The organism is Olivibacter ginsenosidimutans (genome assembly GCF_039542865.1).
GTDB lineage: Bacteria > Bacteroidota > Bacteroidia > Sphingobacteriales > Sphingobacteriaceae > Olivibacter > Olivibacter ginsenosidimutans.
Window position 1 is genome coordinate 13,886 of the sequence record NZ_BAABIQ010000029.1, and the last position, 15,869, is coordinate 29,754.

General features: G+C 42.6%; 9 protein-coding genes. 7 read left to right on the forward strand and 2 right to left on the reverse strand.

What is annotated here, in order from left to right:
• Positions 1 to 5: 5 nt before the first annotated feature.
• The 5 genes from ABD930_RS09625 (at position 6) to ABD930_RS09645 (ending at position 9,153) form a co-directional block, all read left to right on the forward strand.
• Positions 6 to 1,718 carry a RagB/SusD family nutrient uptake outer membrane protein gene (locus ABD930_RS09625; protein ID WP_345231498.1) on the forward strand — a complete coding sequence of 571 codons (1,713 nt, stop codon included), beginning with the start codon at positions 6 to 8 and terminating at the stop codon, positions 1,716 to 1,718.
• Between the two features lie 77 nt (positions 1,719 to 1,795).
• On the forward strand, positions 1,796 to 3,481 hold the full coding sequence (locus tag ABD930_RS09630) for a hypothetical protein (protein ID WP_345231499.1): 1,686 nt from the start codon (positions 1,796 to 1,798) through the stop codon (positions 3,479 to 3,481).
• A 179-nt stretch (positions 3,482 to 3,660) separates the two neighbouring features.
• On the forward strand, positions 3,661 to 6,792 hold the full coding sequence (locus tag ABD930_RS09635; protein WP_345231500.1) for a SusC/RagA family TonB-linked outer membrane protein: 3,132 nt from the start codon (positions 3,661 to 3,663) through the stop codon (positions 6,790 to 6,792).
• Between the two features lie 15 nt (positions 6,793 to 6,807).
• Positions 6,808 to 8,604 carry a RagB/SusD family nutrient uptake outer membrane protein gene (locus ABD930_RS09640; RefSeq protein ID WP_345231501.1) on the forward strand — a complete coding sequence of 599 codons (1,797 nt, stop codon included), beginning with the start codon at positions 6,808 to 6,810 and terminating at the stop codon, positions 8,602 to 8,604.
• Between the two features lie 18 nt (positions 8,605 to 8,622).
• The gene (locus tag ABD930_RS09645; RefSeq protein WP_345231502.1) at positions 8,623 to 9,153 is read left to right on the forward strand and encodes a DUF1735 domain-containing protein; all 531 of its coding nucleotides are present in this window, start codon (positions 8,623 to 8,625) and stop codon (positions 9,151 to 9,153) included.
• A 122-nt stretch (positions 9,154 to 9,275) separates the two neighbouring features.
• On the opposite strand, the gene ABD930_RS09650 is transcribed toward ABD930_RS09645, so the two are convergent.
• Both ABD930_RS09650 and ABD930_RS09655 read right to left on the reverse strand, forming a co-directional pair.
• The gene (locus ABD930_RS09650; protein WP_345231503.1) at positions 9,276 to 10,412 is read right to left on the reverse strand and encodes a hypothetical protein; all 1,137 of its coding nucleotides are present in this window, start codon (positions 10,410 to 10,412) and stop codon (positions 9,276 to 9,278) included.
• Complete coding sequence (locus ABD930_RS09655) at positions 10,399 to 11,052, reverse strand: ABC transporter ATP-binding protein (protein WP_345231504.1); 654 nt, start codon at positions 11,050 to 11,052, stop codon at positions 10,399 to 10,401. The genes ABD930_RS09650 and ABD930_RS09655 overlap by 14 nt, the downstream gene beginning before the upstream one ends.
• A gap of 161 nt (positions 11,053 to 11,213) precedes the next feature.
• On the opposite strand from ABD930_RS09655, the gene ABD930_RS09660 reads away from it, so the two are divergent.
• Both ABD930_RS09660 and glgB read left to right on the forward strand, forming a co-directional pair.
• Positions 11,214 to 13,661 (forward strand): glycoside hydrolase family 31 protein, encoded by a 2,448-nt coding sequence (locus ABD930_RS09660; RefSeq protein ID WP_345231505.1) that lies wholly within the window; start codon positions 11,214 to 11,216, stop codon positions 13,659 to 13,661.
• Between the two features lie 90 nt (positions 13,662 to 13,751).
• Complete coding sequence (gene glgB, locus ABD930_RS09665) at positions 13,752 to 15,689, forward strand: 1,4-alpha-glucan branching protein GlgB (RefSeq protein WP_345231506.1); 1,938 nt, start codon at positions 13,752 to 13,754, stop codon at positions 15,687 to 15,689.
• Positions 15,690 to 15,869 lie beyond the last annotated feature (180 nt).

Here is a 15,869-nt window from a genome sequence, read left to right on the forward strand (position 1 = left end):
AAGCGATGAAATTGATTAATAAAAAAGAACTATATACGAGGGGTATGCAACACCATAAAAAATCAATGCTGGTTGTCTTGCTCGTATTTCTGCTCGCAGCTTGTAAAAAGGAACTTAACTTGGTATCGCAAGATACGATTACCGATGAAACCTTCTGGAAGACAGCCAATGACTTTAAATTGGGCGCCAATAACCTGTACAATGGTTTAGACCGTTTTGGTTTTGAAGATACGGAATCGGATATTGCCTATAATGATCCGAACGCCGTTAGCAATGGTAGTTATCAGCCTACGGAAAATTCGGGACAATGGACAACCAGTTACCAATATATCCGGGCTGCGAATAACATGCTCGAAAAAGGTGCAGATAAAGAAGATGCGGAAATCAGACGGTACCTGGCCGAAGCAAAATTTTTTAGGGCTTGGTATTATTACCGCCTGCTCCGTATTTATGGCGGAGTACCCTTAATTGATCATGTGCTGACAACGGATGATCCTGCAGCCTTTACCCCACGGTCGACCAGGACGGAAACGGTCGACTTTATTTTAAATGATCTGCATGAAGCGCAAGCGGATTTGCCTAAGCAGAAAGAGCTGGCTGACGTGGATGCCGGACGGATTACCCAAGGTACGGCTTTAGCGCTAATCGTTCGGGTAGCTTTATTGGAGGGTACCTGGCAAAAATTCTGGTCTGAAGGCAATGCGAATACCTACCTCGATCAAGCCATTGCTGCCGCAAAGGACATCATGGAAAGTGGCCAATATGCACTCTATACCGGTAAGGGAGAGCAAAGCTATCGTTACCTGTTTCTGGAGGCGGGGGATGATTCGCCGGAGTGTATTTTGGATAGAAGATACCAACGGAACATTCTGGGACATGATGCACCTTATGCCTACGACCAGTCTGGCTATAATCCAACACGTAAATTGGTAGATCTATATTTAGATAAGAATGGTCTTCCTATCACGAATAGTGCTTCTGTTTTTCATGGCTATGACACGTACACATCCGAGTTTCAGGATCGGGATCCTCGGATGACGATGACTATGATTATCCCGGGGACGGCTACCAATAGAGTATTTTATCCCGTGAATAAAGTCGAAAATTGGCCAGACAAACCACAGCGGAATTTTAATACGGGGTATATTCTGTACAAATATATGTCTGAAGATGCCACGGCAAATAACTCGGGCCGCTTAGGGGATGGAAGTCTTTTTGATTATGACCGGCATTTAATCCGATATGCAGAAATTTTATTAAGTTACGCAGAAGCAGTATTTGAACGGAACGGACAGATTAGTGATGGTGAGCTTGATCAGTCGATTAATTTAATCCGAAAACGTGCGCATATGCCGGTACTGACCAATGCTTTCGTACAGGTAAATGGACTAAATATGCGTACTGAAATTAGAAGGGAAAGAACGGTGGAACTGGCTTTGGAGGGATTTCGTTATGATGACTTGCGCCGATGGAAAACGGCGGAAACGGAAATGAAAATGGATGTAAAAGGTATAAAAGTTAAAGGAACCGATTGGCAAAAACGTGCACCCTATAGCGATCCGAATTTTCAAAATCGGGTAGATGCTAACGGATTTTTAATTGTAGAAACGAAACGACTTTTTGATCCGGCAAAACATTATTGGCAACCCTTGCCAACGAAGGAAGTGGCGTTCTACACAACGAATGGTTATACGTTAACGCAGAATCCCGGTTGGTAAGTAGCTTTAAAATACTAACATATCGTATGGAAGAATTAAATATGAATCGAAATCCTTTTTTAATGAACAGAAAAAAAATGAAAAGAAGTAGCTGGATGGAGCTTGTGGGAATAATGATGTTAAGCGCGCTGGGTTTATTTTCACAGGCACATCCGATGACAGCTAAACCAGAGAATGCAGATGATAAACCAAAGATCGTTAATATCGTCAATTTTATCCGCTTGCTCGAACCACGGGATCCGAAAATTACGGAGGATGTACTCTACCAGACCGTGGTGCGGCAGGTCGAGCTGATGAAAAAATATAGGTTAGGAGGGACATTCTTATTGCAATACGATGCATTAATGGATTCCCGCTACCAAAAACTGCTGAAAAGTTTACCTCAAGATAGTTTTGAAATAGGTGCCTGGTGGGAATTGCCACAGCCGTTGATTGAGAAGGCCGGCTTAAAATGGCGCGGACGTTATCCATGGGATTGGCATGCCGATGTAGGATTTTCTACCGGCTATACACCTGAAGAACGGGAAAAGATCATTGACGTATATATGGCTGATTTTAAGGCGATCTTTGGGTATTACCCCAAATCGGTCGGCTCTTGGTTTATTGATGCACATTCGCTAAACTATATGTACGATAAATACCATATCGTGGCTTCCAGCAATTGCAAAGATCAATACGGCACCGATGGTTACACGCTCTGGGGAGGCTATTGGAACCAAGCGTATTATCCCAGTAGAACCAACAGCTATATGCCTGCTCAGCACGCAAAAAATCAATTACCAGTACCCATTTTCCGGATGCTGGGGAGTGATCCCATTCGCCAATACGATACCGGATTAGAATCGGACAGGCAGGGGGTTATTACGCTTGAACCGGTTTACCCAAAAGCAGGGGGCGATGCTACTTGGGTAGATTGGTATTTGAAAGCGTTTGTCAACGGTGAATCAATGGCCTTCAATTATACGCAAGCGGGTCAGGAGAATTCCTTCACTTGGGATGCTATGGCCAAGGGCTTGGAAATCCAGATGCCCCGAATTGCACAATTGCGCGACGAAGGGAAGGTGCAGGTAGAAACAATGGAGGCTTCGGGCCGCTGGTTTAAAGAACATTTTAAGGTTACACCGTCTACCTCTTTTACGGTTAATGAAGATATCGACGGGCAGAATCAGCAAACCGTGTGGTTTAACAGTCGTTTTTACCGGCTTAACCTGTTATGGGAGAATGGTGCCCTCCGTATTCGGGATATCCACTTATTTGATGAAAATTTCCCATCCGTCTATACGACACAAAAAGCAACGTCTAATGAATGCGCTTTCTTCACCCTTCCCGTAGTGGATGGCTACCTTTGGAGCAAGGCGGAACAGTTTGCCGGACTAAAATTTAAGGCCAAAGTGAACGGGAAAGAGATTTTATTACAAGGAGGGAAACCAACAGTTACCAACCCTAAGCAAGGACTGTTACATATCTCTTGGCCATTAACTTCCGCTACAGGAACATTGGAAATGGATATCAATGAACAACAATTTACCATTAAACTAGCCGGAAATACCGAGCCTATGGAATGGTTTCTTGATATGGAGGCAGCAATACCGGAAAAAATCCCATTAACAGCCATACACGCGCAACGATTGGAGTATCAGTTTGAAGGAATGAACTATGCGCTAAAAGCTGAAAAGGGTTCTTTTACGGCGACAAACGAAGCCAAGTTTTTTCGTGTTGTTCCGGAAAATCAAGTGCTTGTTTTACAGATGAAGGCGAAATAAAAAAGCTAATACACCAAGAGAAAGGAGGTTGGTTTCTATGTGTTAACAGAAACTATAGATAGGTCTCTACGATAAGAATACCGGAAGTGCTACGAACACTTCCGGATGAAAGGCTTAAAGAGAGGCACTAAGCGATCGAACAATCCCTAATATAAACCATAAATTTTAAACCTTGACAAATGTATATATTTCTATATACAATTTTTCATGGGCAGCATTTCCATGGAAAATTTAAATGGCTAGTGTGGCTTTTTGTAGCCATGCTATTGCTTGGCCAACACACAGCCGCCCATTCGGCGATCAGCGTGTTGGTTAACGAAAATCGCCTACTCAATTTACAGCAGAACTTGGTCAGTGGTAAAGTTACCGACACGAAGGGTGAAGCATTACCCGGCGTTAGTGTGCAGGTTAAAGGAACAACAATTGGTACAACCACTGATTCTGTAGGCGTATATCAGCTCGCTTTACCAGCCCCAACGGCTACTCTTGTTTTTAGCTATGTAGGTTATGAAGAGCAGGAAATTCTGGTCAATAATCGAAAAATAGTTGATGCGACTTTGAAGCCACAATTATCCGAAATGAATGAAGTAGTGGTGGTGGGTTACGGAAAACAAAAGAAGCTAACAACCATCGGTGCGCAGAGCTCAGTGAACGCTGAAGAACTGAAGCAGCCCGTTGCTAATTTGAGCAATCTCATTGCCGGTAGAATAGCTGGGGTGGTGGGAGTACAGCGCAGTGGTGAAGCCGGATATGACAACTCCGAAATTTATATCCGGGGTATTTCTACCTTCACGAGTAGTTCTCCTTTAATATTGGTCGATGGAGTGGAACGGACATTCAATAATATTGACCCGGAAGATATTGCTAATTTTAGCATCCTAAAAGACGCATCAGCAACGGCAGTTTATGGTGTGCGCGGAGCGAATGGTGTGATTCTGATCGAAACAAAAAAAGGAAGAAGTGGAAAAACGGCAATCAATGTACAATACGATCAAGGATTGACTCAATTTACCAAGCTTCCTGCATTTGCTGATGGTGTTACGTATCTCAAAGTGGCTAATGAAGCCTACCGGAACAGTAATCCGGGGGATAGCATGCCCCTTTACTCGGATGAGTATATTGAACAGACAGCAAGCGGCTCAGATCCGGATCTATACCCTAATGTTGATTGGTTTGATGTTATCTTTAATAAATACGGACATAACCGGCGGGCACGCGTCAATGCTAATGGAGGTTCCGATAAAGCGCAGTACTATTTGTCGGTTGGCTACTACGATGAAACGGGGATGTTCAAAACCGATGAACTGGCTGATTATAACTCATCGATGAAGTTCACGCGTTACAACTTCACGGCAAACCTGAATTTAAACGTTACTAAAACAACCAAAGTAGATTTTGGAGCGTCTGGGTGGATCAGCAATGGTAATTATCCAGGGAGTTCAACGGGCTCTATTTTTAACGCAGCGTATGCACTCCCTCCAATCGCTATACCGGTAAAATATTCAAATGGGGCTCATTCACTTATGCGTACAGGCGATATCGGTAACCCCTATAGTATGCTCACCCAATCGGGTTATGCCACGGAATTTAGAAGTCAGCTATGGAGTAATATCCGGCTAACGCAAAACCTAGACTTTTTAGCCAAGGGACTTTCTATAACGGGCATGTTTTCCTTCGATAACAATAACCAACATAATATAGCGCGTTCAAAGACAGTAGATAGTTATTTGGCAACCGGTAGAGACGAAGCGGGGAACCTGGTGTTGGAACAGATGCAAATTGGTACCAACTACCTGGGTTATAGCCGGTCAAACGGTGGCTCCAGGCAATTTTATACGGAGGCAGCCATTAATTATAATCGTAGTTTTGGAAAACATGATATCACCGGAATGTTGCTATATAACCAGTCGGATCGGGTGGATGCTTTTGCTGATGACTTTATCAGTTCCATACCTTACCGTTACTTAGGGCTGGCCGGAAGGGCTACTTATGCCTATGATAATAAGTACCTGGCAGAAGCGAATTTTGGTTATAACGGATCAGAAACCTTTGCTCCCAGTCATCAATTTGGATTTTTTCCTTCTTTTGGTTTAGGCTGGATTGCTTCACAGGAAAAATTCTTTGAACCACTGAGCAACGCGTTGTCGTTTCTGAAATTGCGCTTTTCTTATGGAGAGGTGGGAAACAGTGCTATTGGTGGGCGCCGTTTTGCTTACATTTCTACAGTAACCGGCCAAGGCGGATATAGTTATGGCAGGAACGATATAAACAATAATATCGATGGATTGAATTTTGGTGATTATGCAGTGTCTGTTAGCTGGGAGAAGGCTGCGAAGTATAATCTAGGGATTGAGTTGCGCACGTGGAATGATGCCATATCACTTACTGCCGATGTCTTTCAAGAAAAAAGGACTGGTATTTTTCGTCAGCGAGGCGATGTACCTAATATAATTGGAATAGCAAATTTGCCTTATGCCAATCTCGGAGCAGTAAATAATAAGGGTATTGATGCTACCTTAGAGATTAATAAACAGCTGGGTAGTGATTTTCGCTTTGGTTTCAGAGGGAATATCAACTGGAATCGAGCAACGGTAATTGATGATGCAAATGCGCCTTGGCCTTATCCATGGCAACAGCGTATTGGTCGTAAGTACGGACAACGATTTGGTTATACTGCATTGGGTTTATTTCAAACGGAAGAGGAAGTAGCCAATAGCCCGTATCAAGTAGGTACGACTAAACCAGGAGATATTAAATATAAAGATCTAAATGGTGATGGTAAAATTGATTCCTATGATCAAGGACCTATTGGTTATGGTAGTATTCCCGAGATTGTATATGGCTTTGGCCCCACCTTAACCTGGAAAAATTGGTCGATAGCGGCCTGGTTTAAAGGCATCAGTAATGTGGATATCTCGCTGAGTGGCGACGGTTTCAGGCCCTTTACCTTTGCCGGACGTGGGAACCTCATGGCCCAAATTACGGATCGTTGGTCACCCGATAATCCTAATTCCGAAGCATTTTATCCCCGCGTTACTTATGGTAATGAAAATATGAACTATGAAGGAAGTTCATGGTGGGTTAAAAACGGGGCCTTTTTGCGCTTGCAAACGCTCGAAATTAATTATGACCTCAAGGATAGACCTTGGTTAACTAAAATTGGTGTGCCTCATCTGAATATCTTTCTTATGGGGTATAATTTAGTTACGATCAGCGATTTTAAGATGTGGGATGTGGAATTAGGCGATGGCAGAGGAGCACAATACCCCTTATTGAAAACATACAATTTGGGTGTAAGGGCGATGTTTTAACCAATAAAGAAAACGATGATGATACGACAATTTAGATATCACTTTATTATTTTTCTGGGATGCGCCATGAGCTTGGCTTCCTGTAAAAAATATTTAGACCAAGTACCGAACGATCGGATAACGATCGAGGAAGTATTCCGAAAAAAGGCCAGTTCGGAGCAGTTTCTGGCAAACATTTATAGTCTTGTTCCAGACGAATGGGAAGCTATTCATGATTTTCCCTGGGTGGGTACGAGTGACGAAGCTGATTTAACGTGGCCGGGCTCTCCTAATTATGCGGTTAATACGGGTAATTTAAATCCGACAAATATTCCCTTCGATAAATGGACGGGATATTACCAAGCTATTCGTACGGCTACGTATTTTATTAATCATATTGATGAAAATGAGGAAATACGCGAATTGAACGGGCAACAACTGATTGATCAATATAAAGCTGAAGCTCGGTTCTTGCGGGCATTCTATTATTTCTGTTTGATGCGGCAGTATGGTCCGGTAGTACTCATGGGAGAGGACGTAATAGCGCCGGATGCTGTTGCCGAAGAATTGCAGTTAGCCCGTAGCCCCTATGACGAATGTGTGCATTATGTTGTAAGTGAGTTGGATCAGGCCGCACAAATTTTACCACTTGTGCCGCAACGAAACGGACAGGCGAGTGATGCGGAATATGGGAGGGCGACGAAAGGCATGGCCTTGGCTGTTAAAGCGCGTCTACTGTTGTATGCTGCAAGTCCTTTATATAACGGTAACACCGATATGGCATCTTTTCAAACCGCAGATGGGATCCCGTTCATTGCGCAGACCAAAGATCCTGAAAAATGGCAACGAGCGGCAGAAGCTGCAAAGGCGGTCATTGATCTGGGTTTATATGAGCTATATACAGATCCATCTGGAGACGTACTGAAATCGTTGGATGGTATTTATTTCCAAGCGTGGAACAAAGAACAGATTTTTGTACGTAAGGCAAATAACGTTACCCAATGGGATGTTCACTGTACGCCTAGACAAGCGGGAGGGTGGTGTGGTATTGGTCCGACTCAAGAAATGGTGGATGCGTATTTTATGTCTGACGGTAAATTACCAGCTGTTTCTGCATTGTATTCAGAGTCTGGATTTACAGAAGTCAATGGACAGCGTATTTTCAACATGTACCTCCATAGAGAACCCCGTTTTTACCATGGGGTAACCTACAATAACAGCATTTGGCAAGGAGGTAACATGAGTGCGCCAGCAGCTATTAATTTTTTTGCCTCTGGGCCTAGTGGCAGAAAAGGTGCGCCAAACGATTATACCAAAACCGGTTACCTGGTTCGGAAGAACGTGGGGCCGAATACCAATATTGGTTCTGGAGGCAACGGACAGCGACAAGATCGGCCTATTATTCTTTTTCGCCTAGGAGAAATCTATCTCAACTATGCAGAGGCACTTAACGAATATAGCCCTGGCGATCCGGAAATTTTAGTGTATTTGAACAAGATCCGCGAGCGGGCAGGTATCCCCCAGTATGGAGTAGGGGCTAATGCTTTGCCAGCACCTACGGGACAGGATGAAGTACGCCAAATCATCTGGGCAGAAAGGCGGATTGAGCTCGCTTACGAAGGGCACCGTTGGTTTGATATTCGCCGTTGGAAAATTGCTCCTCAAGTGATGGGTGTATTGCATGGTATGGATGTGAATAAAGACGGTGATGATTTTTATAAAAGAACAGCAACAGTTACGCCTCATTTGTTCCGCTCATCTTACTACTGGTGGCCAATTAGCCAGTATGAATTGGATAGAGATAGAGCTATTGTACAAAATCCAGGTTGGTAAATCTATTAATCGTAAATCATGATGAAACAATTATTAATATATCGGATAATAGCTGCCTGCTTGATATGTGTTGTGGCACTTTTTGCTTGTAAGGATGAGGTGAATTTGCCCGATCAACCATTAGCCGATTATGCACAAATTTATATGCCACAGGCCGTTAACGGTCCGGTGAATAAAACGTTAACACGAATAGACGAGCCTCAACTGCTCATCTATGGTGCAGATTTTGGTGGCCAAGATTATCCCACAACAGATATTTCCGTCACCTTCTCCGTAAGTCAGGCAAGTGTGGATAGTTTTAATGTAGCGAATAATACCAATTATGTGTTATTACCTGCCTCGAAATACAAGTTGAGTGCCGAAACAGCTGTTATTCCTAGCGGAAAATTGGCGACAGATCCACTAACGATTGCTATTTTTACTGGTGAGCCAAATGCTATGGATCCGGCTACGACGTATTTGTTGCCGATTAGTATCACGGAAAGTTCGTTCCAGGTGAACGAGAAATTACGAACAACGTATTTTATTTTGCGGGTACAATCCGATTGACAGTTAGCGCTAATCACAGCAAATAATGCATATCGTTTAGTTTCCTTAATTTAACAAGGTGTTGGTTTCCAATGGTTACCGACATCTTTTCTGTTGCGGCATAGGCCGTTGTTAAGGTTGCTCTATTTTACGATAGACAAGGTCTCTCTGTTATAATAGTTGCCAAGATACGTAAGCACTGCGATAACCATATTGATTCCAATGAGTAACCAAGAGGCATCATATAAAAGAAAAAATATAGACAGAAAAAAAACAATAAATACCCATTGAAGATAACGGCGCATGTGTTGGCCAATGATATCTGCTAATGATCGAATCAATAGTAAGCTGCTGATACTTAGTGCGATCAATAGGGTAGTGGTGCCAAATTGAAAATGGAAAATGCACCATATGAGTTCGGGTAAAAGCAGTATGGTGTAGGTTATCCACCGCTGAAGATACATAAATATCGGCCGGTAGGGGAATTGATGGAAAAAATAGAGGTGGTGTTCGGTAAATAACTGATCTCGATAAACAAGCACAGCATGGGCTATGCTTATACTCAGTACAATCAATGCTGCAGTACGGGTGGGCTGGTCAACATCATAAAATAATGTATAAAATGCAATAATGAGTGCTAGGGAGATACCTTTGGTGACCATTAGGTTTAATTTACCATGACACAGCAGTTCTAATAGAAATAAACTCCATGGTGGTTTTGGCCATTGCTTAAAGACCCTTGTCCACTGTAGCATAAAACGCGCTTGATCAAAAGTTAAGGAATTAAAGCGATAAAGGTACAATAGCGCGCTGCCCCATGTCAATAGCAGGAGATAAATTCCTGAATAGAACGGTGCTTCATAGTGTTGGGTATAAAGACCATACAACAATACGACCATCCAATAGAAAAGCAAAGGGATAAACAAGTAGGTCTGAAAGAGGGTCCAGGCAATGAGTTGTCGAGTATAGGCGATGGAAGTAGCGCTATAGCGCCAGAATAACTGATCATGCCGTTTGCTTGTTTTCCACATATATCGCCAGCATTTTATGGTGTACAACAACCATAATAAACAGACTACTAGCGTAATTGCCGGTGTTTGGAGAAAATGAATGAGTAAGATCAGGTTAATGGTAAGCGACTGTCCCTCCGGAACATGTCCGGCAGACTTGATAAACAATCCATATCCTATAATCAGTATAATTGATGCACTGAGGAAACCGGCATTTATGCGGTAAAATTCCCGACCAAAACATTTAATCAACACCTTAGCGAATACCATATGCAGAATTTAGCGGCGTTAAACCTTGGTTGATCAGTTTAAAAGTGTAGTCTATCGGTACGTTCGATGGAATAGCTTGATGGGATGTTAGAATAAAATTGATTTGTTGTTGCTCATGCCGCTCTTTTATCCAGTGGGCCAATTGCTCGATCGCTTGTTGATCTAAGGTAATAAAGGGTTCATCCAATAAAAGCAGGCTTGGCTTTCCTAAAAATGCCAGCACCAGTGATAACTTTTTCAACATTCCTGCCGAATAGCTGCTTAAAGGTTGCGTCAGGTAATCGGACATACCGAAGCCATTGATCAAAGCCCATAGCTGTTCCTGTGTGGCATTTTTGGCTTTCATAAAAAGCTTAATCATATCCTGTCCGTTAAGGAAAAGAGGAAAAGCTGCCTCACTTTCTGCAAAATTAACCCGTTTTCGATAGGCTAAAGGCTGTTTTTTTAGATCAATATCACCATCCAGAAGCACAGTTCCTTTAAAATGGATTAAGCCTGCTAACGCTTTTAATAAGGTACTTTTTCCTGTTCCATTATCGCCTTGAATCCAATGTATTCCGGAAGGTAAGGCGAGCTTTTCGATTTGCAGTACGGGCTGTACGCCATATGCCTTGGCAAAATTATGGAATTGCAGCATCATTGGTTTTTTGATCTTTGATGGAGGATTGGAAGAATTGTTACGAGGAATTACGCTGTTCGATTGTCAATCATTAAAAAAAGTACATTTAGAACGAAGCTCCTTGTTGTTTTCATTAGGTAAATAATGTATTTTGGCCATATAAATAACAAATCTGGAGGAATATGGCTGAAGCAAGCAATTATGAGGTTACGGAATCAGTGACCGAACAAACCTTAGAGTCTGGTGTACAACATGTGAACAATCCGGTGTTGGATTTACCGCAAATCGTTAAGAAATACCTGCAGAAAGTTATTGGCTATCAACAAAAGGAAAATAGTTACTTGTTTACGGATGGTTCGGCCACTGTAGAGGTAAAGGTGGTAAGCGATGAAATTATACGGATACGTTTGGCACCACATAGTCAGTTTTTAGATGATTTTTCTTATGCCGTATCAAATCCGGACCAACATGTGGCTGTCTATGCCTTTCAAGAGGAAGAGGACTGTTATACCGTGAGTACCAATACGGTAACCTGTGTTATTCATAAAGAAACCTTTCTTATTGCTTTTCGCGATCGCGATGGAAAAGTGATCAACCAAGACCATTCACCCATGCACTGGGAAGAAAATCCTGATTTTGGCGGCTATTACGTATATTGTACCAAAGTGGCAGAAGATCAGGAAGCCTTTTACGGATTGGGTGATAAACCAACACACTTGAATTTGCGTGGAAAACGATTAACGAATTGGAATTCGGATACCTATTCTTTTGCATTTGATCAAGATCCGCTTTATCGGAGTATTCCGTTTTATATTGGGCTGAGTAGTGGAGAGGCGTATGGAATTTTTTTCGATAATACGTTTAAGACGTATTTCGACTTTGGAGCCGAGGTGCATGATCGTACCAGTTTCTGGTCGGAAGGTGGTGAACTACAATATTATTATATTCACGGTCCGCATATGATGGATGTGGTTAAACGTTACCATAGCATTACTGGAACGCATTACTTGCCCCCCTTATGGGCACTGGGATATCATCAGTGCCGTTGGAGTTATTATCCAGAAAGTAAGGTGTACGAACTGGCTAAAGGTTTTCGATCGCGACAAATACCCTGTGATGCGATTTACTTGGATATCGATTATATGGATGGATACCGTTGTTTTACCTGGAATAAGCACTATTTCCCCGATCCCAAAAAAATGATCAAAACCTTGGCGGATGATGGGTTTAAAACGGTGGTTATTATCGATCCCGGAATCAAGGTGGATGATAATTATTGGGTATTCAAAGAAGGCAAAGAAAATAAGTATTTCTGTCGGCGTGGCGATGATTATTTTATGGAGGGACATGTTTGGCCGGGCCGTTGCCAATTCCCTGATTTTACAAATCCAGAAGCCCGGAAATGGTGGAGTGGCTTGTTTAAAGGTTTAGTGGATGCTGGAGTAGCGGGGGTATGGAACGATATGAATGAACCTGCGGTATTTGGTCGGGGTACCTTTCCAAATGACGTTAGGCATAATTACGATGGTTATCGTGGGTCTCATCGTAAAGCACATAATGTTTATGGTATGCAAATGGTTCGCGCTACTTACGATGGCTTGAAGAAACTGAATCATGGAAAACGACCTTTTACAATTACCCGTGCGGCTTATGCCGGCACCCAACGCTATAGCTCAGTATGGACCGGCGATAATGTGGCTACTTGGGAACACCTACGCTTGGGCGTGCTCCAATTGCAGCGACTTTCGGTATCTGGAATGTCGTTTTGTGGGACAGATATCGGCGGATTTAGTGGCGAACCTGATGGCGAATTATTTACCCGATGGATCCAATTCGGTGTTTTTTCTCCTTTTATGCGTGCGCACTCCGCAGGCGATACCCGCGAAAGAGAACCGTGGAGTTTCGGTCCCGAATTTGAAGCAATCAACAAAAAATTTATTGAACTTCGCTATAAACTCTTACCCTATATTTACTCGGTATTCTGGGAGCAGGCACGCTATGGCTTTCCTATCTTAAGACCGGTAACCATGTTGGAGCAAGAACTGGAAAGCAATATTCCACGGGAAGAAGAGTTTTCCTTTGGCGATAAGATACTAGTCTCTCCAGTAGTTAACCCAGGCCAAACAAGTAAACGAGTGTACTTACCTAAAGGTTATTGGTACGACTATTGGGATCAATGTTTCCATCTTGGAGGTGAGGAGGTAGAGGTGGCTACCCCGCTAGATCGGATGCCTATTTTTATTAAAGCCGGTGCAGTGATTCCTGAATTTCCCGTCATGCAGTCTGTTGATTTACGCTTGGTCAATACTTTAAAGCTGTCTGTTTACTATGCCGATAGTCAAGTTAACTCCTTTATTTATGAGGATCATGGCGATACGTTTGCCTACGAACAAGAAATTTATCTCGAGAAAAAAATGGTGCTTATAGGGGATAAAAATAGCTTAACCTTAAACCAAAGTATCGACGGATTGTTTACAGAGAGATATGAAACGTATCAGCTTTACTTCATTGGACTACCCTTTAACATTAACCGCATCAGGATAGATAATAAACTCGTGGAATGGAAGTCGGAAGATGGTATTCCAGTGGTTGAAGTCTCGAAAGACTTTAAAAACCTAGTGGTGGAGTAGGAAGGTGAGTTATGAGTTGTGAGTAACGCATATAAATTATGGAGAAAACTGATCACTGTTTACTGATCACTGTTATAAAAAAACTAAATTATGCATAAACCTGTTGAGGTATTTTCTCTATTTACGCCATTTGATGTCGATCTGTTTCGTGCTGGAAAGCATTATAAATTGTATGAGAAATTTGGTGCACATCACTTGGAGTGGGACGGTAAAAGAGGAACTTATTTTGCCGTATGGGCCCCCAATGCGGTAGCGGTACATGTAGTAGGCGACTTTAATGGTTGGAACCCTCATGCGCATGCATTATACGTTCGATGGGATGGTTCAGGTATTTGGGAAGGGTTCATCGCTGGTGTTCCTTTAGGCGAACGTTATAAATACGTCATTACCTCGAATACAGGTGAAATATTGGAAAAAGGAGACCCCTTCGCCCTTGCATGGGAAGTACCTCCAAAAACCGCATCCACGGTAAGCACTACCTGGTACGAATGGAAGGATACCGATTGGATGGCTAATCGCCATCTACATAATGGACTAAATCAACCTATTTCGGTTTATGAAATGCACCTGGGTTCTTGGATACGTGACCCAGAACAGCCTGAAAAGCTCCAAACTTATGGCCAAGTGGCCGATAAGCTGATCCCCTATATAAAGGAAACGGGTTTTACCCATGTCGAGTTTATGCCGATTATGGAACATCCATTTTACCCGTCATGGGGATATCAGGTTACGGGTTATTTTGCAGCCAGCTCAAGGTATGGTGCCGCGCAGGAGTTAATGTACCTTATTGAACAATTGCATATTCATGGAATAGGTGTTATTTTAGACTGGGTGCCTTCACATTTTCCTGGCGATGCCCATGGTTTATACCGCTTTGACGGTTCGCATTTATATGAACATGCTGATCCGCGCAAAGGCTATCACCCTGATTGGAGCTCGTACATTTTTAATTACGGGCGTAATGAGGTACGTGCCTTTTTGATCAGCAATGCCTTATTCTGGTTAGAACGCTACCATGCCGATGGTCTGCGGGTGGATGCAGTTGCTTCCATGCTTTACCTGGACTATTCGCGTAAAGCGGGCGAATGGATTCCAAATGAACATGGAGGAAGGGAAAACCTAGAAGCGGTTAGTTTCTTGAAAGAATTAAATGAGGCGGTATACGCGCATTTTCCTGATGTGCAAACCATCGCTGAAGAGTCGACCGCTTGGCCTGGAGTGAGTAGGCCAACGTTTGCAGGAGGCCTCGGTTTTGGTATGAAGTGGATGATGGGTTGGATGCACGATACGCTAAATTATTTTGAGTTGGATCCCGTTTACCGAAAATTTAATCACCAACAATTAACCTTTAGTACCGTCTACGCTTTTCACGAAAACTTTATGCTGCCCTTATCGCATGATGAAGTCGTACATGGTAAAAAATCGCTCATCTATAAAATGTCTGGTGACGACTGGCAACGTTTTGCCAATCTTCGGGCGTTATATCTTTATATGTTCACTCACCCTGGAACGAAGCTTTTATTCATGGGGGGTGAATTTGGGCAAACGGCCGAATGGAATTGTAATCAATCCTTGGATTGGCATTTATTAAATTATGCTCCCCATTTTGGCTTACTGAAATTAATCGGTGCACTTAATACGTTATATAAGCAAGAGCGAGCCTTATACGAAAAGAGTTTTTCTCCCGAAGGCTTTGAATGGGTAGAGTTGGGTGATCAGGAAAATTCGGTTTTGGTGTATTATCGCAAGGGGCATCATCGGGAAGATGATTTGATTATTGTCTTGAATTTAACCCCTCTAGTGCGAAATGATTATCGGATTGGTCTGCCCGCCGATGGAAGTTATGAGTTGCTAATGAATACGGACGATGTAGGTTACCATGGCACTGGTGTTACGCCAGGTGCTGTTGTGGCAGAGCAACGTGAATGGATGAATAAATCCTACTCGGCCGCCCTGACCTTACCTCCTTTGAGTGGGATGGTGTTGAAAGCGAAAAGCTTAAAGCTTAAAGTAAAAAGTAAAAATTAAAAAGCGGAAAGTAAAAGGACATAAGACATAAGTATCAAGACTTAAAAGCGGGAAGCATAAATTCCAAAGCGCAGGGAGATATTATTGCTTATTTGCTGTTCGTTGTTGGTTTTTGAAATAATATATTATAAATTTTAAAGAGAGAAAAGACAAAAATCGATTAGCTGATTGAATATATTA